Origin of the sequence: Thalassolituus hydrocarboniclasticus (assembly GCF_025345565.1) — a bacterium.
Classification (GTDB): Bacteria; Pseudomonadota; Gammaproteobacteria; order Pseudomonadales; family Oceanobacteraceae; genus Venatoribacter; species Venatoribacter hydrocarboniclasticus.
Window position 1 is genome coordinate 3,277,363 of sequence record NZ_CP054475.1, and the last position, 24,989, is coordinate 3,302,351.

Annotated in this window: 22 protein-coding genes and 1 tRNA gene; 13 read left to right on the top strand and 10 right to left on the bottom strand. The window is 52.9% G+C overall.

Going from position 1 to position 24,989, the window contains the following annotated elements; translation table 11 throughout:
* Nucleotides 1–97 precede the first annotated feature (97 nt).
* Genes HUF19_RS14645 through HUF19_RS14655 form a run of 3 tightly spaced genes read left to right on the top strand, consistent with a single transcriptional unit; the run spans nucleotide 98 to nucleotide 4,854 of the window.
* Entirely contained in the window at nucleotides 98–2,020 is a 1,923-nt protein-coding gene (locus tag HUF19_RS14645; protein WP_260997312.1) for a PrkA family serine protein kinase, read from the top strand.
* Nucleotides 2,021–2,062: 42 nt separating this feature from the next.
* Nucleotides 2,063–3,343, top strand: a complete 1,281-nt coding sequence (locus tag HUF19_RS14650) for a YeaH/YhbH family protein (RefSeq protein WP_260997313.1) — start codon at nucleotides 2,063–2,065, stop codon at nucleotides 3,341–3,343.
* Nucleotides 3,340–4,854, top strand: a complete 1,515-nt coding sequence (locus tag HUF19_RS14655) for a SpoVR family protein (protein ID WP_260997314.1) — start codon at nucleotides 3,340–3,342, stop codon at nucleotides 4,852–4,854. Before HUF19_RS14650 ends, HUF19_RS14655 begins: the two co-directional genes overlap by 4 nt.
* Nucleotides 4,855–4,905: 51 nt before the next feature.
* Here the strand turns inward: HUF19_RS14655 and HUF19_RS14660 are convergent, their stop codons facing one another.
* The 4 genes from HUF19_RS14660 to HUF19_RS14675 all read right to left on the bottom strand — a co-directional run bounded on the left by HUF19_RS14660 (nucleotide 4,906) and on the right by HUF19_RS14675 (nucleotide 8,725).
* Nucleotides 4,906–5,769 carry a DMT family transporter gene (locus HUF19_RS14660; RefSeq protein ID WP_260997315.1) on the bottom strand — a complete coding sequence of 288 codons (864 nt, stop codon included), beginning with the start codon at nucleotides 5,767–5,769 and terminating at the stop codon, nucleotides 4,906–4,908.
* Between the two features lie 100 nt (nucleotides 5,770–5,869).
* The gene (locus HUF19_RS14665) at nucleotides 5,870–7,069 is read right to left on the bottom strand and encodes a flagellar assembly protein FlgT (protein WP_260997316.1); all 1,200 of its coding nucleotides are present in this window, start codon (nucleotides 7,067–7,069) and stop codon (nucleotides 5,870–5,872) included.
* Between the two features lie 17 nt (nucleotides 7,070–7,086).
* Entirely contained in the window at nucleotides 7,087–7,692 is a 606-nt protein-coding gene (locus HUF19_RS14670) for an LPP20 family lipoprotein (RefSeq protein ID WP_260997317.1), read from the bottom strand.
* A 118-nt stretch (nucleotides 7,693–7,810) separates the two neighbouring features.
* A complete protein-coding gene (locus HUF19_RS14675; RefSeq protein WP_260997318.1) occupies nucleotides 7,811–8,725 on the bottom strand; it encodes a DMT family transporter in 915 nt (304 codons plus the stop codon).
* 417 nt (nucleotides 8,726–9,142) lie between these two features.
* On the opposite strand from HUF19_RS14675, the gene traF reads away from it, so the two are divergent.
* Together traF and HUF19_RS14685 are read left to right on the top strand one after the other, a co-directional pair.
* The gene (gene traF, locus HUF19_RS14680; protein WP_260997319.1) at nucleotides 9,143–10,741 is read left to right on the top strand and encodes a conjugal transfer protein TraF; all 1,599 of its coding nucleotides are present in this window, start codon (nucleotides 9,143–9,145) and stop codon (nucleotides 10,739–10,741) included.
* Nucleotides 10,742–10,848: 107 nt separating this feature from the next.
* Entirely contained in the window at nucleotides 10,849–12,087 is a 1,239-nt protein-coding gene (locus tag HUF19_RS14685) for a multifunctional CCA addition/repair protein (RefSeq protein WP_260997320.1), read from the top strand.
* Nucleotides 12,088–12,120: 33 nt separating this feature from the next.
* On the opposite strand, the gene folK is transcribed toward HUF19_RS14685, so the two are convergent.
* Genes folK through tsaD form a run of 3 tightly spaced genes read right to left on the bottom strand, consistent with a single transcriptional unit; the run spans nucleotide 12,121 to nucleotide 14,058 of the window.
* Nucleotides 12,121–12,621 (bottom strand): 2-amino-4-hydroxy-6-hydroxymethyldihydropteridine diphosphokinase, encoded by a 501-nt coding sequence (gene folK / locus HUF19_RS14690; RefSeq protein WP_260997321.1) that lies wholly within the window; start codon nucleotides 12,619–12,621, stop codon nucleotides 12,121–12,123.
* Nucleotides 12,621–12,992: a dihydroneopterin aldolase gene (folB, locus tag HUF19_RS14695; protein WP_145466427.1), complete on the bottom strand. Its 372-nt coding sequence runs from the start codon at nucleotides 12,990–12,992 to the stop codon at nucleotides 12,621–12,623. Before folB ends, folK begins: the two co-directional genes overlap by 1 nt.
* A complete protein-coding gene (tsaD, locus tag HUF19_RS14700) occupies nucleotides 12,985–14,058 on the bottom strand; it encodes a tRNA (adenosine(37)-N6)-threonylcarbamoyltransferase complex transferase subunit TsaD (protein ID WP_260997322.1) in 1,074 nt (357 codons plus the stop codon). Before tsaD ends, folB begins: the two co-directional genes overlap by 8 nt.
* A 295-nt stretch (nucleotides 14,059–14,353) precedes the next feature.
* Between tsaD and rpsU the strand changes: the two genes are divergently transcribed.
* From rpsU to rpoD, 4 genes are all read left to right on the top strand, one after another.
* Nucleotides 14,354–14,569: a 30S ribosomal protein S21 gene (gene rpsU / locus HUF19_RS14705; RefSeq protein WP_145466429.1), complete on the top strand. Its 216-nt coding sequence runs from the start codon at nucleotides 14,354–14,356 to the stop codon at nucleotides 14,567–14,569.
* A 30-nt stretch (nucleotides 14,570–14,599) separates the two neighbouring features.
* Nucleotides 14,600–15,046, top strand: coding sequence for a GatB/YqeY domain-containing protein (locus HUF19_RS14710; RefSeq protein ID WP_145466430.1), 447 nt, complete (start codon nucleotides 14,600–14,602; stop codon nucleotides 15,044–15,046).
* Nucleotides 15,047–15,149: 103 nt separating this feature from the next.
* Nucleotides 15,150–17,003, top strand: coding sequence for a DNA primase (gene dnaG / locus HUF19_RS14715; RefSeq protein ID WP_260997323.1), 1,854 nt, complete (start codon nucleotides 15,150–15,152; stop codon nucleotides 17,001–17,003).
* Nucleotides 17,004–17,414: 411 nt separating this feature from the next.
* Complete coding sequence (rpoD, locus tag HUF19_RS14720) at nucleotides 17,415–19,250, top strand: RNA polymerase sigma factor RpoD (protein WP_260997324.1); 1,836 nt, start codon at nucleotides 17,415–17,417, stop codon at nucleotides 19,248–19,250.
* Nucleotides 19,251–19,343: 93 nt separating this feature from the next.
* Here the strand turns inward: rpoD and HUF19_RS14725 are convergent, their stop codons facing one another.
* On the bottom strand, nucleotides 19,344–19,787 hold the full coding sequence (locus tag HUF19_RS14725; protein WP_260997325.1) for a multidrug/biocide efflux PACE transporter: 444 nt from the start codon (nucleotides 19,785–19,787) through the stop codon (nucleotides 19,344–19,346).
* Nucleotides 19,788–19,875: 88 nt separating this feature from the next.
* On the opposite strand from HUF19_RS14725, the gene HUF19_RS14730 reads away from it, so the two are divergent.
* Nucleotides 19,876–20,784 (top strand): LysR family transcriptional regulator, encoded by a 909-nt coding sequence (locus HUF19_RS14730; RefSeq protein WP_260997326.1) that lies wholly within the window; start codon nucleotides 19,876–19,878, stop codon nucleotides 20,782–20,784.
* Nucleotides 20,785–20,831: 47 nt separating this feature from the next.
* Here the strand turns inward: HUF19_RS14730 and HUF19_RS14735 are convergent, their stop codons facing one another.
* On the bottom strand, nucleotides 20,832–21,839 hold the full coding sequence (locus HUF19_RS14735) for a hypothetical protein (RefSeq protein WP_260997327.1): 1,008 nt from the start codon (nucleotides 21,837–21,839) through the stop codon (nucleotides 20,832–20,834).
* Between the two features lie 244 nt (nucleotides 21,840–22,083).
* On the opposite strand from HUF19_RS14735, the gene HUF19_RS14740 reads away from it, so the two are divergent.
* Nucleotides 22,084–23,016: an NAD-dependent epimerase/dehydratase family protein gene (locus HUF19_RS14740; protein ID WP_260997328.1), complete on the top strand. Its 933-nt coding sequence runs from the start codon at nucleotides 22,084–22,086 to the stop codon at nucleotides 23,014–23,016.
* A gap of 63 nt (nucleotides 23,017–23,079) precedes the next feature.
* Here the strand turns inward: HUF19_RS14740 and HUF19_RS14745 are convergent, their stop codons facing one another.
* On the bottom strand, nucleotides 23,080–23,499 hold the full coding sequence (locus HUF19_RS14745) for a MerR family transcriptional regulator (protein WP_260997329.1): 420 nt from the start codon (nucleotides 23,497–23,499) through the stop codon (nucleotides 23,080–23,082).
* 171 nt (nucleotides 23,500–23,670) lie between these two features.
* Here HUF19_RS14745 and HUF19_RS14750 point away from each other — a divergent pair, with 171 nt between their 5' ends.
* Both HUF19_RS14750 and HUF19_RS14755 read left to right on the top strand, forming a co-directional pair.
* The gene (locus tag HUF19_RS14750) at nucleotides 23,671–24,594 is read left to right on the top strand and encodes an AEC family transporter (RefSeq protein WP_260997330.1); all 924 of its coding nucleotides are present in this window, start codon (nucleotides 23,671–23,673) and stop codon (nucleotides 24,592–24,594) included.
* Nucleotides 24,595–24,803: 209 nt separating this feature from the next.
* Nucleotides 24,804–24,880 (top strand) — tRNA-Ile (locus HUF19_RS14755).
* Nucleotides 24,881–24,989: the final 109 nt, after the last annotated feature.

The following is a 24,989-nucleotide window of genomic DNA, read 5'->3' on the forward strand; positions in this document are numbered from 1 at the left end:
ACCATACTGGTCTGAGAGAAACAGGCATTAATTAACGGAATTTTATGTAACCGAAAAAAATTACAAGACCGAACAGTTGCTACCGGAGAGGTGAACTATGAGCGTATTCAGCCGATACAAAGACAGGTACTCCGCCACGCAGGAAGAAGTCATGAGCCTGCAGGAATACCTCGAATTGTGCAAACAGGACAAAAGCGTATACGCCACAGCCGCTGAACGCATGCTGATGGCCATCGGCGAACCGGAATTAATCGACACCGCCAAAGACCTGCGCTTAAGCCGCATATTTTCCAACAAAGTGATTAAGCGTTACCCGGCCTTCTCCGAGTTCTACGGCATGGAAGAAGCGGTGGAAAACATCGTCTCTTATTTCCGCCACGCCGCTCAGGGCCTGGAAGAACGCAAACAGATTCTCTATCTGCTTGGCCCCGTAGGCGGCGGTAAATCCTCTCTGGCCGAACGCCTCAAGCATCTGATCGAACATATTCCGTTTTATGCCATTAAAGGCTCTCCGGTTTTTGAATCACCTCTGGGATTATTCGACCCGGAAGAAGACGCTCAGATTCTGCAGGAAGATTACGGAATTCCACGCCATTATCTCGGCCATGTGATGTCGCCCTGGGCGGTCAAACGCCTGCATGAAATGGGCGGCGACATCAGTAAATTTGAAGTTGTTAAACTCTATCCATCCATTCTGGATCAGATTGCCGTTGCCAAGACCGAACCCGGCGATGAAAACAACCAGGATATTTCTGCTCTGGTGGGTAAAGTTGATATCCGCAAGCTGGAAGATTACTCCCAGGATGACCCGGACGCTTACGCCTATTCCGGAGCGCTGAACCGCGCCAACCAAGGCCTGATGGAATTTGTTGAGATGTTCAAAGCACCTATTAAAGTGCTGCATCCGCTGCTGACCGCCACTCAGGAAGGTAACTACAACGGCACCGAAGGCATGGGCGCCATTCCTTATCAGGGAATTATTCTCGCTCACTCCAATGAGTCGGAATGGCAGACCTTTAAAAACAACAAAAACAATGAGGCTTTTCTTGACCGGGTTTATATCGTCAAAGTGCCTTACTGTGTGCGTGTTAATGAAGAAGTCAAAATCTACGAAAAACTGCTTTCCGGCAGCTCATTAGCCAACGCCCATTGCGCCCCCGATACGCTGAAAATGCTGGCTCAGTTCACCGTACTTTCACGTTTAAAAGTACCGGAAAATTCCAGTATTTATTCAAAAATGCGGGTCTATAACGGTGAAAATCTGAAAGACACCGATCCGAAAGCAAAATCGCTTCAGGAATACCGTGACGCCGCTGGCGTTGATGAAGGCATGAGTGGGATTTCCACCCGCTTTGCTTTCAAAATTCTGTCCAAAGTCTTTAACTTTGATTCAACCGAAGTGGCAGCTAACCCGGTTCATCTGCTCTACGTTCTTGAACAGGCCATAGAACAGGAACAATTTCCGGAAGAAGTACATAACCGTTACCTGAATTTTATTAAAGAGTACCTGGCGACCGAATACGTTGGCTTTATCGGTAAAGAGATTCAGACAGCATACCTCGAATCCTATGCTGAATATGGTCAGAATATTTTTGACCGCTACGTAACCTATGCCGACTTCTGGATTCAGGATCAGGAATACCGCGATCCGGAAACCGGTGAAATGCTTGACCGAGCGTCGATTAACGAAGAACTCGAAAAAATCGAAAAAGCGGCCGGCATCAGTAACCCTAAAGATTTCCGTAACGAGATCGTCAACTTCGTACTGCGGGCACGTGCCAATAACAATGGCAATAATCCGTCCTGGCAGTCGTACGAAAAAATGCGCTCCGTTATCGAGAAAAAAATGTTCTCCAACACCGAGGACCTGTTACCTGTTATTTCCTTCTCGGCAAAATCGTCATCCGACGATCAGAAAAAACACGACGACTTTGTCGCCCGCATGACCGAGAGAGGATATACCGAGAAACAAGTAAGACTGCTGTCTGAGTGGTATCTGCGCGTGCGTAAATCGCAGTAGACCACGACAACAGCAATCCTGTCGGCTGATAAGGAGTGAACCATGTCTTATATTATTGACCGTCGCCTGAACGGTAAAAACAAAAGCATGGTCAACCGGGAGCGGTTTTTACGCCGCTACCGGCAACATATTAAAGAAGCGGTTTCTGAATCGATAAACCGTCGTTCCATTACCGATATGGAGCGCGGCGAACAGATCAGCATTCCTACACGTAATACCCATGAGCCCAGCATCAGCCATGGCCCCGGGGGCAAGCAGCACCGAGTATTTCCCGGCAATAAAGAATTTCATGCCGGAGATCAGCTGGACAAACCCCAGCAGGGAGGAGGCGGTAGCGGCTCAGGCAAGGCCAGCAATCAGGGCGAAGGGGAAGATGAGTTTTCCTTTTATATCACCCGCGACGAGTTTCTGAATTACCTGTTTGATGATCTGGCTCTGCCCAATATGATCAAAAAAACACTGAGCCAGTCCAAGGAATTCAAAACCCGGCGTGCCGGTTTTGTCTCCGAAGGTACGCCCAATAACCTCTCCGTTGTCCGCTCGCTGCGTAACGCCCATGCCCGGCGTATTGGCATGAGCGTCGGCAAGCGTAAGAAATTAAAAGAGCTGCAGGCAGAACTTGCTGAACATCTGGCGAAAAACGCTGGCGATACTCCTGAAGTTCTGGCACTGAAAGAACAGATCGCTGAGCTGGAGCGACGCCTTAAAACCATTCCTTTTCTCGATGATCTGGATCTGCGCTATCGCAGTCAGGTCAAAGTTCCGACACCCAGCAGCAAGGCCGTTATGTTCTGCATTATGGACGTATCTGGTTCCATGACCCAGGACATTAAAGACATCGCCAAGCGCTTTTATATTCTGCTTTACCTGTTCCTGCAGAAAAATTATGAGCATATTGAACTGGTATTTATCCGCCACCACACCAGCGCGCGGGAAGTCAGTGAGGAAGACTTTTTCTACTCGCGCGAAACCGGTGGCACCATTGTTTCCAGCGCCCTGAAACTGATGCAGCAAATTGTCGAAGAACGTTACCAGAACACCGATTGGAATATTTATGCCGCCCAGGCTTCCGATGGTGATAACTGGGACGATGACTCTCCGCTCTGCGCCAAAATTCTCGGCGACTCCCTGCTGTCGATGGTGCAGTATTTTGCCTATATCGAAATTACGCCTAACCAGCATCAGGCACTCTGGGAAGCCTACACCGGCCTGAGCCGTCAGTTTGCTTCACGCTTTGCCATGGCTCAGATCCGTAATCCCGGTGATATTTATCCGGTGTTCCGCGAGCTGTTTGCCAAGGATCGTTACCAGGAGGCTGTATGAGCGAAAAGGCCAGAGAATACCTGTCGACCGACTCCGACTGGACCTTCGAACTGCTTGAAGTTTACGACCGCGAAATCGCCCGCATCGCCAAACTGTATAAGCTGGATACCTATCCGAATCAGATAGAAATCATCAGCGCCGAACAGATGATGGATGCTTACTCATCGGTTGGTATGCCCATCGGTTACAACCACTGGTCTTATGGCAAACAGTTTCTGGCTACGCAAAAAGGTTACAAGCGCGGCCAGATGGGGCTGGCTTATGAAATTGTCATTAACTCCGACCCCTGCATTGCTTACCTGATGGAAGAAAACACCATGCCGATGCAGGCCCTGGTAATCGCCCATGCCTGCTACGGCCATAACTCCTTTTTTAAAGGCAATTATTTATTCCGCACCTGGACAGACGCCAGTTCAATTATCGATTATCTGCTGTTTGCTAAAAACTATGTACGCCATTGCGAAGAGCGCTATGGCCAGGAAGAAGTTGAACAGGTACTCGATGCCTGCCATGCCTTGCAAAACTATGGCGTCGACCGTTATCGCCGGCCAAAACCTATTTCTGCGGCAGAAGAAAAAACACGGCAGAAGGAGCGGGAGAATATCCTGCAACAGCAGGTGAATGATCTCTGGCGGACACTGCCAGCTTCACTGAAAGCAGAGAAGAATAATAAAAAACGGAAATTCCCCAGCGAGCCGCAGGAGAACATTCTGTATTTTCTGGAAAAAAATTCGCCGCTGCTCGCGCCCTGGCAGCGCGAAATTATCCGTATTGTACGTAAAATATCTCAGTACTTTTATCCACAGCGTCAGACCCAGGTCATGAACGAAGGCTGGGCGACTTTCTGGCACTACACCCTGCTTAATCATCTTTATGATGAGGGCAAGGTTACCGATGGTTTTATGATGGAGTTTCTCACCTCACATACCAACGTTGTTCTGCAGCCGGGCTTCGACTCACCTTATTTCAGTGGCATAAACCCTTACGCGCTCGGCTTTAATATGTTTCAGGATATTAAGCGTATCTGCGAAAACCCGACGGATGAAGACCGTGAGTGGTTCCCTGATATCGCCGGCTCCGACTGGCTGGAGACCCTGCACTTCGCCATGAACAACTTCAAGGATGAGAGTTTTATCCAGCAGTTTTTGTCACCGAAAATGATGCGTGACTTTCATCTGTTCAGCATTTATGACGATGATGAAAAGAATAAATACCTGATTGAAGCTATTCACGATGAACGCGGTTATCGCAAACTGCGGGAAATGCTGGCCCGCCAGTATGACCTGTCGGTGCGTGAGCCGAATATTCAGATCTGGTCGGTTGATCTTGAAGGCGATCGTTCACTGACCCTGCGTCATACCATGCAAAATGGCACACCGCTGTCGACCGACACTCACGAAGTGCTTAAACACCTGCATTTTCTCTGGGGTTTTGATATTCATCTGGAAACCTACAAGGATGAACGTATGGTAAAACGCCAGAGCTGCCCATCCGTGGCTATCGAAGAATAAACCAGAGGCATAAGCGATCACCATCCGGCGTAACTGGCAGGTATTCTTACCTCAGTTACGCCGGTATTCCGCCCGCAGATTCAGCAGGTTACCGCTGAACATTAAGGCAGCACCTGCCAGCACAAACAGATCAATACTTTCCTGATAAAACAGATAGCCCACCACTGCGATCAATGGCAAACGCAGAAAATCCATAGGCACAACCACGGTTGCATCCGCCAGCCGGAATGCATGCGCCATGCAGAAGTGTGCGCTCATTGCGGTAAGCCCCACCAGCACAATCCAGGGCAGCGTCTCAGCCGCTGGTGTTGTCCAGTTCAGCACTGACGGCACCAGCCCGAACGGCAGCTGCATCAGCGTCATATAAAACAGAATGCACAGCGGAGTGTCAGTGCGGGTCAGGGATTTGGTCTGGATATAAGAAAAGGCATAACCCAGCGCGCCGCCCAGTACCGCAAAAGCCGCAGGCTGCAAAACACCGGCGCCGGGCCGAAGAATCAATAACAGCCCGGCAATGCCCAATACCAGCGCCAGCAGGCGTGCTCCGGTCAGACGCTCTTTTAACAGGAAAAAAGCCAGCAACGCGGTCCAGACCGGCGTGGTAAATTCAATGGCAATCACTTCTGCCAGTGGAATAAAAGCCAGCCCGTAAAACCAGCCGTACTGGCCAGCATAATGAGCAATATTTCTCAGCCAGTGGGTTTTCAGCCGTTGGGTTTTTATTTGTTGCCAGCCACTGCGGCTGAGCAAAATAGAGATAACCAACACACCTATTACACTGCGGAAAAACAGAATCTGATAAGTGGTCAGCGAGTGTGACAATTCGCGTCCGGATATCGCCATCAGCATAAAAGAGAGCAGCGCACCGGACATCCAGAGTGCGGCGAGAAAGGCTGGGTGGCGATTGGTCAGCATGAATATGTCCGCTCAGGGAGAAAGGCGGCAGGGTAACACAGCTGACACAGGTATAAATAAGAGCAAAGGCGAATACAATTCGCTCTGCTCTTATAAACGACTACCAGGCGATAACCATATCATCACGCTGAATTGCCAGATGCTCTGCTGTCAGCTTCATCTCCGCGACCACAAATTGTGGCTGCACCTGTTTGATCACCACCTCAGTTGCCATATCGCTGAGCTCGGTGCGCGGTTCAAGGTCGAGGTTATAGAAGGTACCGGTACGATAAACCTGAAACTTATCACCCGGACGAATACCGGCACCGGCACTGGCCTCAATATGCAGGCGGTTACCTTTGGCTTTTACAATACGGGCCATAAAGGGCTGACAGCGCAAAACTTCATCCACATCATCCACCACGCCGCTGAGTAACTCGCGCACCTCCGCGCCATACGGCGTCTGCCAGAAATGTGGCGAGGCAAAAGGCACCCGCTCCCGCGCCGGACGGTCCCAGGCACCATGAGCAGAATAACTGCGCTGAAACAGCATGGCGCCGCTTAGCCCATCGTGCACAAAGACATCCATCACAAACTGCCGGTCACGGTTGTTATCTTCCAGCCCGAGTAAATCCAGCCAGCTGTCCGCACCCGATGCACGACGACTGTCGTTGCCAGCCTCGCCCATCATCGAAAGATCACGCACCACACCGGACACCACATACTGCGCCCCCAGCTGAGTTGCCAGAGCCACGGAGGTGGTTAAACGCTGCTGTGCGGTTTCCATTGATGGCGCACGGCGTGGGTCCTGATACAGACTGGTACGGGTCGCATCCAGCGCATGGATAGCACCGCGGTTATTGAGCGTGTTTACCAGCACGCGGGGCAGATCCTGTTCGATATTCTGCAACTGCCCAAGCGTTGCCTGCTGTGGACGGGCCAGACCAAAACCGGCCACCGCCACCGCTTTACGATAACGCTGAGTGCTGGCCGGACACATCGCCTGCGGGCTGACATCGGCGCGTATCGCAACCTGATATAAGCCACCAGCCTGATCTTCCCACAGCACTTCAATATTCTTCAGCTGTGCATTCGAACGCACCTGCACATCATCCTGCTTGACCACGCCCTGGCTCATCAGCTGAGTGCTGCTGACCTGAGCACCGGCACGCAGACTGGCCTGACGCATAGCATCCTGCAGAGCCTGTTCACGGGCATAGGAAATGGCACCGCTCAGCGGTGCTTCTCCGGTTACTTCCACCGTCAGAGCAGAAACCGGCAGAGAACACAGAGTCATCATTAAAATGTTCAGGATACGCATACAACCTCCCAGAGCTGTTACTCAATAAAGTAAAAGCCGGTTTCCGGAACACTGGCCTCGCCCTGCACACGCTGGCGCTGGCTGGATGCAAAGTTGCTGATTTCTGAACCGCCACCCATTGGCGCACGACAATCGACATTGAAGCGCTGGCTGTCAGCGGTTTGCAGACAATTACGGAATCCCTGATCGATCACCATTTCCAGCACCGTTTCCACGCTGCCATCCGGCATCACATCAGAAGACACAACCCGCGCACCGTGCATATAGGTTTCCACATAGCTGCGGAAACGGTCATTCAGCACAACCATATCGCGCACCGTGGTGCTGCCCTGAATCGAGGTGCCATACACCCGCTCAGCCATCGAGCGGTAAGCATCCATCTTCGATGCGCGGATGGCCATCAGGCGGCGCTGTACATCGCTTTTCTTTTTATCCGTATCCATAGCGCCGTAGCCGACCACCCGCAGGACCATCGGCGCAATCGGATCAATTTCCTGCTCTACCGGCTGAAAATAAGCCTCGGGGTCTTCATTCAGACTACTGTCTTCAATCAGGGCGCTGGAACACCCCTGCAGCATCATCGACGTGATGGCAGTACCTGCCACGATAAAAGGCCATTTCATAACAATCTCCCGGACAACTGAGGCGCTGGAACCTGTTCTGCACCTGCAACGCAATATGCGCTGTGGTTTACAGACAGAGATTCCCCTTGATGCCCTTATCGGCCACGGCAATAAAAAATTAAGCTTTTTTTATCCCCCGGGAGAAAGCCAGTAAGCCGCGCAGTTTACGGTCGGGCCAGATATGCCACTGGTACAGAGCAAGTCCTGTGAGCAACAAAGCGGCTCCCAGCACCGAACTCCCGGCCAGTCGTTCATCCTTCAGCCAGAAGCCCCAGAACACCGCCAGTACAGGTGCGATCAGCGTAATCAGAGTTACCCGCGAAGCAGACAGATGCTGCAGCACCAGGTAATACAGCATAAAGCCCAGCAGCGAACCGAACACCACCAGATAACCCAGCCCAAGCTGACTGGCTATCGGCCATTCATCCGGCAGGTGCAACCCGAAAAATGGCAGAGTCAGCAGATAAGCAAAGGATGACAGCCACAGCGTACCGCTGGTCTGCACCATAGGATGCAGACCCGCATTCACCTGCTTCACCCAAACCGCACTGGCAGCAAAGCACACAACCGACACCAGTGTACCGAGAATGCCACGCCAGGCACCGGCATCCAGCGCCAGGCGGCCGGCAACAACAAACGCCAGCCCCAACAAAGCCAGCAATAAGGCCAGCACCCGCACCGGGGTCAGCTCCCGCTCATTCAGCCAGAACCAGGCCAGCGCACCAGACAGCATCGGACTAAGCCCGTAGAGCACAGAAATCAGTCCGGACGGAATATAGAGCGAGCCCCAGTACACCGACATCATGGCACCATAGACGCCAAGACTACCGGCCAGATAACTCATTAATGCAGCACGGTTAAAACGCAAAGGCTGACGCAACAGCAAAAGAACGGGCAAAGATAACAATGCGCTGAACCACATTCTCAGCGTCAGCGCGGTATAAAAATCCAGTCCATCCTGACTGAACTGGATGGCGATTGGCGTGGTGGACCAGATAAAAACCACCGCCAGATAAGCAATAACAACAGGCATAACTCAGACCCCGGGAAGACCAGAACACCGCCGGCGGCCCACAAAAAAGGCCGCGGAAGCGGCCTTTTTAATACAGAACAGATGAACTGACTAAAACGACCGTCGGAAACGGGCACACACAACCATGGCACGGCGGATTCGCTGCGGCGCGGCCATAATGGCAAAGGCTTGTTTCGGACGGATGACGTTCAGCATTCAGATCTACTTATTCTGTTAATGAATTAACACAGGTCGGGCAGGATAGACTTGCCATATTCGTTATGCAAGGGTGGCGAAAACTGACTATCATAAGAAAGCCAACACGGGCTTGTGTGTTAAATCTGTTAAGACAATCGCACATCGGGAATAATTCCCAACAGGTGCATATTTATACGCAGCCAGGATCATCTGCTAAACAATAACTCAGGAACCCCGACCATGACCAAACGTTCACTACTGGCAGTCGCCATCGCCACCCTCGGAATTCAGTCAGCTCAGGCAGCGCCTTTCCTGCCGATGGACGCCCGTGGTCTGGCTATGGGTAATACCGGTGTTGCCAGCGCCCAGCGCGCCCACGCTCCGGCCTACAACCCTTCTCTTTTATCTCAGGCATCTGAAGATGATGATTTCGCCCTGCTGTTCCCGCAGGTGGGTGTTAACCTGGCGGATGAAGAAGAACTGATCGATGAAGCAGAATTAATTTCTGACGAAATTTTTCCGGATTTTGAGGCGGCAATTGATGGGGCCATGGGCGTTTCTGAAGGTCTGGATCAAAACCTGAATGACCTGGCCAATGCCGTCGATGCCTTGGTGCTGGAACTCAATCAGGCAGCCCCAGACCCTGCGACAGTTCAGTCACTGAATAGCGCTGTCAGAGACCAGTTTACAGACGTCAACAGCGACCTGACCATCACTGGTAATGCAGTCAATGATCTGACGGACTCACTAAACCGCATCTCCGGCAACCCACTGTCGGCCCGCCTCGGTGTCGGCGGGGCACTGGCTATTCCCAGCAAAACATTTGCAGCGGCTGTGTCCATTTCCGGCAGCGCAAATATCTCCGCCAAGGTAAATTTCAGTGAGCGCGATCTCAGCTTGCTGGATAGCTATGTCCCTGCGGCTCAGGCCTATCTTCAGCAGGCGGATACTACGACTGAAGCCATTGACGCTGCTTTCCAGAGTGGTGCACCAGACGCAACCACATTACAGAACCTGCAAGATCAGGTGAATGCCTTGCAGGGCTTCGATTATGTGACGGATAACGGTACTACTATCATTCAGGACGGCCAGTTCACAGATGACGCCAGTGATGCCAACCTGACATCGACTGCCGAAGTGGTTGCAGTAGCTATTGTCGACCTTGGGGTATCTTTCTCCCGTGAGTTTGATTTTGCCGGTGAAAAAGTAGCCATTGGTCTGACGCCAAAACTGCAGAAAATCACGACCTACCATTACGCTGATGAAGTCGACGGTTTCGATGAGGTCGATGAAGACAGCCTGGAAGACTCCAAAGAAGAATACAGTAAAGTAAACCTGGATATCGGTGCCTCTTACCGCTTCGGTTCTGAAGGTAACTGGGTGGCAGGCCTGGTAGGTAAGAACTTACTGGGTGGTGAATTTGACTACGCCGATGTCGTGGTTACACCAAAAGACTCCAACGGCGACCCGGACCCGCTGCAGCCGGCCTATAGCATCGATGGCGGCTCAGTAAACCTGAACCCTCAGTTCCGTGCCGGTATTGCATACCAGAGCAGCTGGGTTAACGTTGCACTGGATGTTGATCTGACCGAAAACGATCCGATCGCGTTCGAAAGTGCCACCCAGTACGCCGCGATTGGTGCCGAGTTTGATCTGTTCAGCACTCTGCAACTGCGCGCCGGTTACCGCACCAACATGAGCACCACCAATGCTGATATGGTATCCGTTGGTCTGGGCCTGTCACCATTTGGCATCCATCTGGATATCGCCGCCATGGCAAACCCAAGCGATCCTGAGAAAGAAGCAGGCGTAGCGCTGGAAACCGGTTTCTACTTCTGATTCCGGCCAGGCAGGGCCTGCAAAGGTTCTGCTCTGATGCCTGAAAGGCTAAACTTAAAAGCCGTCACAGTTTTGTGACGGCTTTTTTTATTGATGGAATATTCGTTATGCAGATTTACCTTGTCGGCGGCGCGGTACGCGACCAGTTACTGAATATCCCGCTGAAAGATCGTGACTGGGTTGTGGTCGGCAGCACACCGGACGAGTTGCTGGCTCAGGGTTTTCAGCAGGTCGGTGCCGACTTCCCGGTTTTTCTGCATCCGCAAAGCCACGAAGAATACGCTCTCGCCCGCACCGAACGGAAAAGCGGTCAGGGTTATCAGGGTTTTGATTGCCGCTTCAGTCCGGACATCACGCTGGAAGAAGATTTACTGCGCCGCGACCTGACCATTAATGCCATGGCGCAGGACGATCATGGCAATATTATTGACCCTTACCATGGCCAGTCCGATCTGCAACAACGCTTATTACGCCATGTATCGCCGGCGTTTGCTGAAGACCCGTTACGGGTGTTACGCGTCGCCCGTTTTGCCGCCCGTTTTGCTCCTCTGGGCTTCCGTGTTGCCGACGAAACAATGACCCTGATGCGTAATATGGTAAACGCTGGCGAACTGGACCATCTGGTCGCGGAACGGGTCTGGAACGAAACTCAGCGGGCACTGGGTGAACAACAGCCGGAAGTGTATTTTCAGGTGCTGCGCGACTGCGGTGCATTGAAAATCTGGTTCGCTGAAATTGATGCTCTGTTCGGCATTCCGCAACCGGAAAAACATCATCCGGAAATTGATTGCGGTATTCATGCACTACTGTCGTTAAAAGCCGCGGCAAAACTCAGCAGCAATATTGCCGTCCGCTGGGCAGCCCTCAGTCATGACCTGGGTAAAGCACTGACACCAGAGGAAGAATGGCCACGCCATATTGCTCACGAAGCGCGCGGTAAAAAGCCGTTAAAAACCCTGCATCAGCGCCTGAAAGCACCACGGGAAGCTGCAGAGTTAGCCGTGCTCAGCAGTGAATTTCATACCCATGTGCACCGCGCGTTTGAACTGAAGGGCAGTACGCTGAATAAAGTCTTTAATCAGCTTGATGCCTGGCGCAAAAGTGAGCGTTTTGAACAGTTTTTACTGGTCTGCGAGGCGGATGCCAAAGGCCGTACCGGGCTGGAAAATGAGCCTTATCCACAGGCCGGTTATATGCGTGCGGCACTCAAAGAAGCGCTGAGTATTAATGCGCAGGATATGATCGCCCAGGGGCATCAGGGCGCAGCAATAAGAACCGCACTGAACGAAGCGCGGGACAAACATCTGCAATACTGGAAAACACAGCAGCAACTAAGCGCTGAATAAAAACCGCTGTTAAAAACTGCTGTTAAAACCCGTCTAGCCGCGGGCAACAGAATTCTGGCTGGCGCGTACCGGATACAACGGCTGGTCGGTTAATGCCGGCCAGTAATGCGTCAGTGGTGTTCCGTCGGCAGGATCAACACCGTCAGGAAAAATATCCAGCAGCGGACGTAAAACAAAAGCAAATTGCTGAATATCAGAGCGTGGTAACTGCAGCCCTGAGAATTCTCCGACCAGATCATCAAACAATAAAATATCGATATCCAGCGCGCGGGATGAATACTTCACCGCATCAGCGCTGCGGCCAAAATCAAATTCCAGCTGCTTTAAACCGGCCGCAAGTTCCGCCGGAGCACAGGCGCAATCAATCTCAACCACCAGATTAATAAAATCCGGACCGTCGAAACCCATCGCCGGGGAGCGATACCAGGGAGACACACGCAACAATGAATACTGCTGACTCAGGCGCGCAATACCAGCCGCCAGATTCTGTTCGGCATCAATATTGGAACCTAAACCAAGAAACACACGGGACATCAGCGCTTGTCTCCTGCCGGCTGATCACCGCGTTCAATGTACAGGCCAACCGCACGCGCCTGCGGCACAACCGCCGGTTTTTCTACCTGAATGCCCAGCCAGGGCATACCAAACTCTTTACGCAGCGCCTCAGCCAGACGCTCCAGCAATGATTCCAGCAACTGGAAATGCTGCTCACGCACAAAGCGTTCAATAAATTCGGTAACTGCCTGATAATTTAACGCGTGCATTAAATCGTCGGTGGCGGCTGCCAGACGAATATCCCAGGCCATTTCCAGATCAAAAATCAGCGGCTGGCGCACCTGTTTTTCCCAGTCGTAAACGCCGATAACGGCATCGACTTTTAAACCGCGGATAAACACCTTATCCATGTTCAGCACCACTTTCTGCGTTAGCGTCAGGCGTAACACAATCAACCGGCGTCAGACTGGTCATCGGCCAGCGCGGTACCACCGATACTGCCAGATCCGACTGCTCGCCAGCCACTAAACGCTGGGTTCCGGCATAAGCAATCATGGCACCGTTATCGGTACAGAGTTCCGGCCGCGGGTAAAATACCGCGCCACCTAAAGCCTCCGCCGTGGTGCGTAATTTTTCGCGCAGACGTTTATTAGCACCGACACCACCGGCAATAATCAGGCGGTTAATACCGGTTTGCTGCATCGCCCGTTTGCATTTAATCGCCAGCGTATCGACCACGGCCGCCTGAAAACAGGCAGAAATATCCGCTTTATCCTGATCCGCCAGTACACCATCGACCGCACATTCAAGAATGGTGGTACGTACCCGGGTTTTTAAGCCACTGAAGCTGAAATCCAGACCAGGACGGTCGGTCATCGGGCGCGGGAATTTAAAACGTTTATCATCGCCCTGAGCCGCCAGAGCACTCAGCGCCGGACCGCCGGGATACGGCAGCCCCATCATTTTTGCAGCTTTATCGAAGGCTTCACCGGCGGCATCGTCAAGGGATTCGCCCAGCAGACTGTAACGGCCAATACCATCGACCTGCACCAGCTGGGTGTGTCCACCGGATACCAGCAGCGCAATAAAAGGGAATGGCGGCGGATTATCTTCCAGCATGGGTGCCAGCAGGTGGCCTTCCATATGGTGAACACCAATCGCCGGCAGATCGAGTGCCCAGGCCAGACTGCGGCCCAGACAGGCACCAACCAGCAAAGCACCCACCAGACCAGGGCCTGAGGTGTAGGCCACACCATCCAGATCTTTCAGTGTCAGGCCGGCTTCATCCATCACTTCACGGATCAGCGGTAATGCTTTGCGCACATGGTCACGGGAAGCCAGTTCCGGCACCACGCCGCCATATTCGGCATGCAGTGCAATCTGAGAGTAAACCCGGTGCGCCAGCAAACCCTGCTTGCTGTCATACAGGGCGATGCCGGTTTCATCGCAGGATGTTTCCAGACCTAAAACCCGCATAAATAATCTCTTCTCACACGATCTAACGAAGGGGCGCATGATACTGCCGCACCCCAGCCTGCGCCAGCCGCAATTCCCGGATCGCCCGGAATGCCGCATAAGTGGCGCAGGAAAGACAGGATAATCTCCGCTACCCATCGGCCAGAGCCCAGCAAATATGCGGTCTGCCGGTTGCCCGGGGTCAATCTGCAAACTACTCTTTGCAATCCACGGACAAAGGATTTAGAATGCCCGCCCTCTAACTGGGGCCTGTGGTTTCCCCATAAACAGACTGATTTAAAACGTAGGTGATTGGATGCCAGCTGTAAAAGTTAAAGAAAACGAACCGTTTGACGTCGCACTGCGTCGCTTCAAGCGTTCTTGCGAAAAAGCAGGCGTACTGTCTGAAGTACGTCGTCGTGAGCACTACGAGAAGCCAACCTGGATCCGTAAGCGCAAAGCGGCTGCCGCTGTTAAGCGTCACTTGAAGAAAGTGCAGCGCGAACAGCGCAAAATGACCCGCCTCTACTAAGAGCCGGGTTACGGGAAGGAAGGAGACCGCATGAGTACTCTGGTTGCTACCATTAAAGACGCTGTTAAAGCGGCAATGCGCGCCAAAGAAAAAGAGCGGCTGAATGCCCTGCGTTTAGCGCAGGCAGAATTCAAACGCGTAGAAGTCGATGAACGAATTGAAATCGACGACGAGCGTGCTCTGGCTATTCTCGACAAAATGACCAAACAACGTCGTGACTCCATCGCGCAGTATTCTGCCGCCGGACGCGACGACCTGGCAGCGGTCGAGCAGTACGAAATTGATGTACTGAGCGAATTTCTGCCGGAAGCCTTGAGCGAAGAAGAGTTGGCCAAACTGGTGGCTGATGCGATTGCACAGTCCGGTGCTGCTTCAATGCAGGACATGGGCAAAGTCATGGGCATCCTGAAACCACAAGTGCAAGGTCGTGCCGATATGGCACAGATCAGTCAACTGGTGAAGTCTCAACTGGGCTGATTCTGCTCTGCAGGCAATAGAAGCGCTACCCATCCCGGTGTGTAGCGCTTTTGTCGTTTATACGGCTTAATCAAATATACGCTCAGCAACAGGCATCGCATTTATGGCAGGCCGCATACCCCAGTCTTTTATAGATGACCTCCTCGCCCGCGTCGACGTAATCGATGTGGTGGACAGTCGTGTCAAACTGAAAAAGACCGGCAAAAACTACTCCGCCTGCTGCCCTTTCCATAACGAAAAGTCACCGTCGTTTACCGTCAGCCCGGACAAACAGTTTTATTACTGCTTTGGCTGCGGGGCTTCCGGCAGCGCGCTTAAATTCGTGATGGAATTCGATGGTCTGAGTTTTCCCGATGCGGTAGAAAAACTGGCCACCCAGGCCGGTATGGAAGTGCCGAAAGAACAGGTCAGCTTCGAAGCCCGCCAGGAACAACAACACCAGCCACTGTTCGACCTGATGCAGAAAGCCGGCGATTATTTTGAAAAAATGCTGCGCAGCCATGAACAGCGCGGCAAAGCCGTCGATTATTTAAAGAACCGTGGTTTATCCGGCAAAGCAGCCAAATTCTTCGGTATCGGTTACGCCCCGCCCGGCTGGGATAACCTGCAGAATTTTCTCGCCGCCAATGGCGAACGCGAGCTGATCAAACAACTGATCAGCTGCGGTATGCTGATTGAAAAAGAAGATGGCCGCACGTACGACCGTTTCCGCGACCGCATTATGTTTCCGATACGCGATGCCCGCGGCCGCTATATCGCTTTTGGTGGTCGCGTACTGGGTGACGAAAAACCCAAATACCTGAACTCGCCGGAAACCCCGATTTTCCAGAAAGGCCGCGAGCTTTATGGCCTGTACGAAGCACGAAAAATCCGCCAGAAGCTGACCCGCATCGTCATCGTCGAAGGCTATATGGATGTGGTCGCGCTGGCCGAATTCGGCATTCATTACGCCGTCGCCACCCTTGGCACCGCCACCAGCGAGCACCACCTGCGGCGCTTATTCAAAGTCGTGCCGGAAGTGATTTTCTGCTTTGACGGCGATCAGGCCGGCCGCACCGCCGCAGCGCGGGCGATGGAAACCGTATTACCGGTACTGGAAGACGGCGTACAGGCACGCTTCCTGTTTCTGCCCGATGGCGAAGACCCGGACACTTTGGTGCGTCAGGAAGGCAAAGATGCCTTTGAACAGCGCCTGAATCAGGCCGTGCATCTGCCGGAATTTCTGTTCGAGCACCTGAAAGAACAGGTCGACTTCGACACTCTGGACGGCAAAGCCCGCCTTGATCAGCTGGCCGCCCCGTTAATTAATAAACTGCCGAAAGGCATGTTGCGCAGCCTGATGCGCAATAAACTGCGTGACGAACTGGGCGCCGACAGTGTCGCCCTCGACCGCCTTGAGTCATCGCCACCAGCAACAGCCGCCGTGGCGGAACAGGCACAATACGAAGAGCAGCTGCCTTCTTATCTGGACGATGACCGGCACGAACCGCAGCCGCCGCATCAGGATCACAGTGCCGATACCCTGGCGCCACTGGTGCATAAAGCATTGACCGCGCTGGTCAAGCAGCCATCACTTTCAGCCGAACTAGAACTGCCCGACACCGAACCGGAGAGTGAGTACGAACGCCTGCTGATTGAAGTGCTGCGCAAACTGAAACAGGCACCGCAACAAAGCAGTGTCGGTTTGCTTATTCAGTGGATCGGCTCGCCCTACCAGGCAGAACTGCAGCAGCTGGCCGACAACCCCAACAGCCAGATGAAACCGACCGCGGCCGATATCGCCGTGGTGCTGAAACAGATGAGCGCGCGCAAACTCAGCGCCGAACTGCGCACTCTGACCAGCAAATTTGAACGCGGCGAGAAACTCAGCGACGAAGAAAAAGCCCGTAAACGCGAACTGCACCAGCAACTGCACAGCATTAACAAAAAGCGTGCGCGCATTTACGCCCGCCACTGAGAACAGACACTGAACAAAAAACAGACAAAGTGGCCGCAAGACAGCAAAGAAAACGGCCGCAGGGGCTTGAGATTTAACCAACAGCCCTTATATACAAAGAACTTCTGAATCCGGACAACAGCCGCTTTATAATGCTGCCGGATTCAATAAACGACTGCAGCAGCGCAGCAACCAACGTGACAGAGCCAAGAGGCCAGCATCGGCACATCCGGGCATATTTTCGCCAGGCCGATTTCCCACGTTAACTGACCTTGCTGAAGATAGTGAAGCAAGCAACCGAACCCTGCGGTTACAGGCACCGGCATCCGCAAAAACAGCGGAACCTAACGTCGTGCCTATGGCCTAAAGATCGGTTAAAAGTTATACTTCGGCGTTTTTCTTCCGCCTTAAAAAACGGAACACAGGGCTTCTATGTCAGCGAACACGCAACAATCCCGTCTTAAAGAACTTATCGCCAAAGGCAAAGAGCAGGGTTACCTGACTTATGCCCAGGTAAACGACCACCTGCCGGACGATATTGCCAATCCGGATCAGGTCGAAGACATCATCCGCATGATCAACGATATCGGTATTCCGGTATCTGAAGTTGCGCCCGATGGTGACTCACTGTTTATGTCTGATGCCGCCGATGACGCCGCAGCAGAAGAAGCGGCCGCTGCCCTGGCTCTGGTTGAATCCGATGTTGGCCGCACCACCGACCCTGTGCGTATGTATATGCGCGAAATGGGTACAGTGGAACTGCTGACCCGCGAAGGCGAAATCGTAATCGCCAAGCGTATCGAAGAAGGCATCCGCGAAGTGATGTCCGCTCTGGCTTACTATCCGGGCGCTGCGGAAACCATTCTGAACGCTTTCAGAGAAGCGGAAGAAGATCCGAACCGCGTTGGCGATATTTTCTCCGGCTTTATCGATCCGTCCGATGTTGATCCTGAGCCAGGCCCACAGGCCGGTCCGGAAGCTGCCGCGGCCGCCGCAGAAGAAACCGACGACGACAGCACTGATGACGACGACAGCAGTGATGACAGCGAAGACAGCGGCATCGACATGGCCGAAGTTACCCGCCGTTTCGATGAAATCCGTGCAGCCCATGACGCCATGGAAAAATCCCTGGCCAAAAATGGTCGTGCACACAAGAAAACCGAAGAAGCTCTGGCCAAACTGGCTGAGCTGTTCGCGCCAATTAAACTGACGCCGAAATACTTCGATTCTCTGGTTAACAGCGCCCGTGATTCTCTCGATCTGATCCGTACTCAGGAACGTCAGATCATGGTGATGATGACCCGTAAGTGCGGCATGGACCGTAAAGACTTCATCAAAGAATTCCAGGGTAACGAAGTCAGCAACGAATGGATCGACGGCCTGATCGCTGCCGGTCACAGCTACTCGAAAAAACTGGACACCTACCGTCTGGAAATTTTCCGTTCGCAGAAGAAAATCCGCGCCGTTGAAGAACGTGTTGGTCTGAGCATTCCGGAAATTAAAGAAGTTAACCGTCGCGTATCCATCGGTGAAGCCCGCGCCCGTCGCGCCAAGAAAGAAATGGTTGAGGCTAACCTGCGTCTGGTTATTTCCATCGCTAAAAAATACACCAACCGTGGTCTGCAGTTCCTCGATCTGATTCAGGAAGGCAACATCGGTCTGATGAAAGCGGTAGATAAATTCGAATACCGTCGTGGTTATAAGTTTTCCACTTACGCCACCTGGTGGATTCGTCAGGCGATTACCCGTTCTATCGCTGACCAGGCGCGCACCATCCGTATTCCGGTGCACATGATCGAAACCATCAACAAACTGAACCGCATCTCCCGTCAGATGCTGCAGGAGATGGGTCGTGAGCCAACGCCGGAAGAACTGGCCGAGCGCATGGAAATGCCGGAAGACAAAATCCGCAAAGTACTGAAGATCGCCAAAGAGCCAATCTCCATGGAAACCCCGATCGGTGACGATGAAGATTCACATCTGGGCGACTTCATCGAAGATACTCACTCCGAGTCTCCTCTCGATGTGGCTACCTCTGACGGCCTGACCGAAGCCACCCGCTCTGTGCTGGCCGGCCTGACCGCAAGAGAAGCCAAAGTACTGCGTATGCGCTTCGGTATCGACATGAATACCGACCACACACTGGAAGAAGTCGGCAAACAGTTCGACGTAACCCGTGAGCGTATCCGTCAGATCGAAGCCAAGGCTCTGCGCAAACTGCGTCACCCTTCGCGCTCCGATCACCTGCGCAGCTTTATCGACGAGTAATCGTCCGCTGCCATAGAAAAACCCGCCACGTGCGGGTTTTTTTATGCGCTTTTTCCAAGAGTTTTTTATGTTCTTTTATTGGCCAGCCGAACATCAAACAACAGCAGCTGCCGGCTTTGTTTTGCTTTGCCAACGCCCCCACGCCTTATCGAAGCCCCAGTTATAGAGCACGGTGTAAGGCAGAATAAAAACGAAGAATGCCAGCTCGACAAAGAATGCCTGCAACAGTGTCAGATCCAGCATCCAGGCCGCCAGTGGCAGACACAGCACCACCAATCCGACCTCAAAGGCCACACCGTGCAACAGCCGTACACGAAAACGCCAGTGCTGTCGTTCCGTTGTCCGGTAACGGTCAATCAGGCCGTTGTAAACCATGTTCCACAGCATTGCCAGCAACGACATCATCACCGTCAGAGCACCGGTCGTGGCGACCTCAGCATTCAGTGCCCAGGCCATTAACGGGGTAAACAGCAAAATCGCAATCAGCTCGAAACCGGTGGCGTGAATAATGCGTTCTTTGTTCAGGATGGTCTTCATGGTCGGTCGTCTGGCAAATAAAGCGGATTGCCATGATCTTTCATAAAACAGATACTTAAAACATAGCTTCCATCGGTTTTATCAATACATGCGCTATTCACCGGAATCCCTGAAAGCCTTCGTTGAGGCGGCCGCCAGCGGTTCGTTTTCCGCCGCTGCACGGCGTCTGGGCAAAAGCCAGTCGACCATCAGCATCGCCATTGCCAATCTGGAAACGGATATCGGCTGCCCGCTGTTCGACCGCAGTGGCCGTCAGCCGCAACTGAACGAAGCCGGGCGTCAGGTACTGGCGCAGGTGGAAGCCATTCTCGCCGCCAGCGAACAACTCGATGCTCTGGCCCAGCGGCTGGCGGCCAATATTGAACCCTTGCTGTCACTGGTGATGACCGATATCTACAGCGTCGTCTTTCATGGTGAAGTGATGGCCAGCTTTGCCGAACGCTTTCCCCACACAGAGCTGCGCTGTGGCCCGGCGGAAGGCGCTGATGTCATCGATATGATTCAGAAGGGGCAAGTGCATATCGGCATCCTCGCCGCACAAAGTCAGTATCCGGCCGACGTCGCCACCGCCCGCCTGCCGGATAATGCGCAGTTCAGCCTGTATGTGCACCGCGACCATCCACTGGCCCGGCTGCGTAACCCGCGCCGGCAGGATCTGGAGAATGAACGCCAGCTGCTGATCCGTACCTATGCACCCGGCCAGCAGCACAATAAAGGCCAGGCCTGGTCAGCGCCGGATTATCTGACGTTGCTGGAATTTGCCGAACGCGGTTTCGGCTGGGCAGAACTTCCCCGCACCGTCGTCAAACGCTTTGGTCAGAATCTGGTGGAGCTACCAATGAGTGGTTATCCACGCAGCGTGGAAATCGATGTTGCCTGGTCACGGCGCACAGCTCTTGGGCCAGCAGGGCAATGGCTGCAGGAACAACTTCAGGTTCGTCGCGAAGCGGAATTAAAGACGAAAGTGATAAAAAATAAATCCGGAAAATCTGAATAAAGAAAACCCCGGTCAGTGCCGGGGTTGTATTAATTCCAGCGAAAAATTTATTCGCTTGCCAGATAACTCTTTAATGTCTGAGGTGCATACAAAGCGACCTGAAACTCCGGCACATATTCGTATTTCATCATTTTCCCCAGATCCAGCGCTTTAATATAACGCGAGAAACTGCCATCGCTCAGCTGCAATTTAACCGCATCACTGTCCGAGGTTGAGGCATATGATGTTTGTACAGAATCGGCATACCCGGTACTTAATTCACCCTGATGATTAAGGTTGGTGTAGCTGTTACGGGCATATTGTGGCTCGCTGGATAAATCAGTGAGTTTTTCCGTCTCGAATACAAAATCAACCTTACCTGTGTCGGCATCCATTACTTCGTAAATTACACTGTCGTTTGTTTCGCGCAGATTAATGTCCGTTTTCCACTTCGGCAGGTTGTAGCCCACCACACCGCGTACCCGCGCCAGCTCGGTATTTACCGGCAATTTCAGCACATATCCCCAAAAATCGTGATTCATTGACTGACCAGCCAGCGTCAGCGGCCCGAAACTGCTGTGACCGGGCTTATTGGTAATAACCGACAGCGCAATTTCGTTGTAGCTGTCGTTATCGCAGTAAAAATAGGTATATGCGGTAAGCGCCACTACGCCACGTCCGGGCCATATCTGCAGCGGCTGAACCTGTTCCAGAACCTCAGCCGGCATCAGTTCACGCAGCTTGTTGATATCGGCAGTAAACACCGCGGTTGTACGGCTGTTCTGGTAATAAAAGTTCGGCGACCAGGACTCAAAGCCCATATCGGCTTTGCTTTTGCTCAGCGTTTTAAACCAGCTTAAATCGATATCAGGACGCTCCTGCTCCACCACCGACAACGGTGGATTTGAACGGTAGCGATCGTAGAGCCCCCCTTTCAGCACCGGAACCTCATGACCACCCAGATCAATCATGGTGCTTTGCTCTGCACTCAGTGCACCGACATTATCAGCCACTGCAGCACCACTGATGGAACCGAAAGCCATGCCTGCCACGACGGCGAATGTGCGGATATTCATAACCTTTACCTCTTTCTGTTGAAGCTGCCCGCCCGGACTAAACTCCGGGGAACAGCGGATAAAAGTCATGCTAACGTTCGACCAGACTTTAAGGTCAAGCGCCTGCAAACAACTAAAAATGTAAAGATTTAAACCCTTGACCCTGAAGTTAACTTTAACCTTAGCATGGCCTGAATCGGGGGATGTGTGCGTACCAGAAAACGCATGTCCAACCGCCTGACGTCTGATTAACAGGAGCAGAACCATGCAAACAATACTCGGCGCAAACGGCCAGATCGGGCGCGAACTGGCCATCAGCCTGAAACGTGAATTTACCGACAATATCCGTCTGGTCAGTCGCAATCCGCGCAAGATCAACGACTCAGATCAGCTGTTCAAAGCCGATCTGCTGGACGCAGAACAAACGTTGCGTGCAGTAGAAGGTTCAGAGATTGTTTACCTGACCGCTGGCCTGCCGATTAATACCGCGCAGTGGGTTGAGCAGTGGCCAATCATCATGCGCAATGTGATTGATGCCTGCAGTACTCATCAGGTGAAGCTGGTTTACTTCGACAACACTTATATGTACCCGCAGAACAGCACACCATTAACTGAAGAATCTCCTTTTGCTCCAGTCGGTGCCAAAGGCCGTGTGCGGGCAGCCATTACCCGGCAACTGCTGGAGGCCATGCAGGCAGGACGTATAAAAGCGCTGATTTGTCGTGCTCCGGAATTTTATGGCCCCGGACAAACCCAGAGCATTACCAATTCCGTAGTGCTTGAACCCCTGCTGAAAGGCGACAAAGCACGGGTATTTCTGCGTGACGACACCCTGCGCTCACTGATTTACACCCCGGATGCCAGCCGCGCCATGGCTCTGCTGGGCAATACGCCGGATGCTTACAATCAGACCTGGCACCTGCCCTGTGACGATAACCGTCTGACCTACAAAGAGTTCATCAGGCTGGCTGCGGATATTTTCGCCACCACAGCGGACTATCAGGTGATGGAAGCCTGGAAGCTGAAATTCGCCGCATTGATTAACCGCAAGGTACGTGAGACCGAAGAATTATTACCACGCTACAAGGCCGATAACATCTTCGTATCCGATAAGTTCAAACGCCGCTTTCCGGACTTTGTGGTCACCCCTTATCAGCGCGGCCTGCAGGCTATGCGCGATGGGTACTTAAACCAATAGAAAGTTAAACCAATAAGAAACTTAGAACTATAAGAAACAGGGCCACCACATAGCGGTGGCCCGCTACGAGTCTTTTGCCTCACCCATACCAAACTGTGCCAGCACGCGTTTAGCATTAGCGGCGCAATCCATATCCGCCGGTTTACGCTCAACTTCGTGCAGCACCTCAAGCAACTGCGTACGGCTCTCTTCCAGACGTTTTTGCAAGGCTTCAATATCCGCAAGTTTGGCGCGCATCGCAGCAACCAGCGAACCATGATCCCATTGCGCCAGATCCGCCGGCAGCAACGCCCGCAACTCATCAAGACTGAAACCAGCCTGCTGGGCTGATGTAATCAACCCCAGATAAACCACAGCCTCCGCCGGATAGCTGCGATACCCATTAACCTGACGTTTTACCGCGCGGAGCAGGCCTATTTTTTCATAGAAACGGATACGCGACGCGCTGAGCCCGGTTGCTTCCGCCAGTTCACCAATTTTCATCACGCCCTCCGGTAACAGCTCTGCAAAAGTACAATACTACGCTTAAAGCTGACTTTAAGGTCAAACAACAAATCCGCCGCTCTACACAGAGCGTTACTACGACTAAATCCAGATTGTGACGTTGCAGCCACCCCATTATGCTGACAGCGTACTCAATGCAGCAGCGCAACAATGTCTTTTATTCTCAATACCCTGACGCCTATTTTTGGCCTGATCCTGCTCGGTTTTATTCTGCGCAAAACTCACCGGCTGGGCGAAAGTGCCGCTTCCGAACTGAACCGTCTGGTGGTCTGGCTGTGCCTGCCGGCGCTGCTGTTTAACCTCACCGCCAAAGCTCAGCTGGCCGATATCTGGCACAGCGGCTTTGTGCTCACCTTTACCCTCGCGACCCTCGCCACCTTTGTTCTCACCCTGCTGTGGCGCTCCCGGCGCGGTGCACCACTGGCTGCCGCCAGCCTCGAGGCACTGGGGGCTTCCTATGCCAACACCGGCTACGTTGGCATTCCGCTGTGCCTGTTTGTACTCGGCGACAGCGGCCTGGCACCGGCCCTGATTGCCACTCTGGTGGTGGTCAGCCTGTTGTTTGCCATCGCCGTTATCTGTGTCGAAGTCAGCCTGCAGAAAGGACGCGGTATCGGTCAGGCGATGCTTAAAGTAGGAATCGCCCTGCTGAAAAACCCACTGGTGATTTCGCCGCTGATTGGTATTGCCTGGAACCTGCTGAATCTGGATGTGCCGGCGGTGGCCGGCGCACTGCTGACCTTACTCGGCGACGCCACTGTGCCCTGTGCCTTAATATCACTCGGCGCTTTTCTTGCCCATAAACAGCCCGGCAACACCCGCGGCGCCGGCACATTGGTGGGCATTAAGCTCATAGCCCATCCGCTTTTTACCTGGCTGCTCGCCACCTACGTGTTTGCCCTGCCGCCGCTGTGGGCCAGTGCCGCAGTATTGCTCAGCGCCCTGCCGACGGGCACCGGCCCCTATATGCTGGCCGAGTTTTATCAGCAGGATGCCGCGGTGGTGTCACGCACCATTCTGCTCAGCACCCTGGGTTCAGTACTGACATTATCCGCCCTGCTGATCTGGCTGTAAGCCAGACGGCTGCTATAACAACCCAGCCGGCACAACAATCAATACAACAACCCGGCCAGAACCGGCGAGCAGTGGCCTCACCCGACACTTTTCTTATGCAAATCAAAGAGGTGGCACTCACACTGAGAGCTGCTTATAATGCCCTTCGCTGTTTCCGCAGCGACTTTTCTCAGTGGTTGTTTTTTGAACAAAACGCCCCTGCAGCAAAAGGGCCTGTAGCTCAGTTGGTTAGAGCACACGACTCATAATCGTTAGGTCCTCGGTTCAAGTCCGAGCAGGCCCACCATTTTTATCCCTGTCCAGATTCTGTTTTTGTGCACTAACACTCTTATTCCCAACGATAAGAGCTGATTCCTGCTGCATTCTCAGGTTCGTCTCAAACCTCATTCTTACGG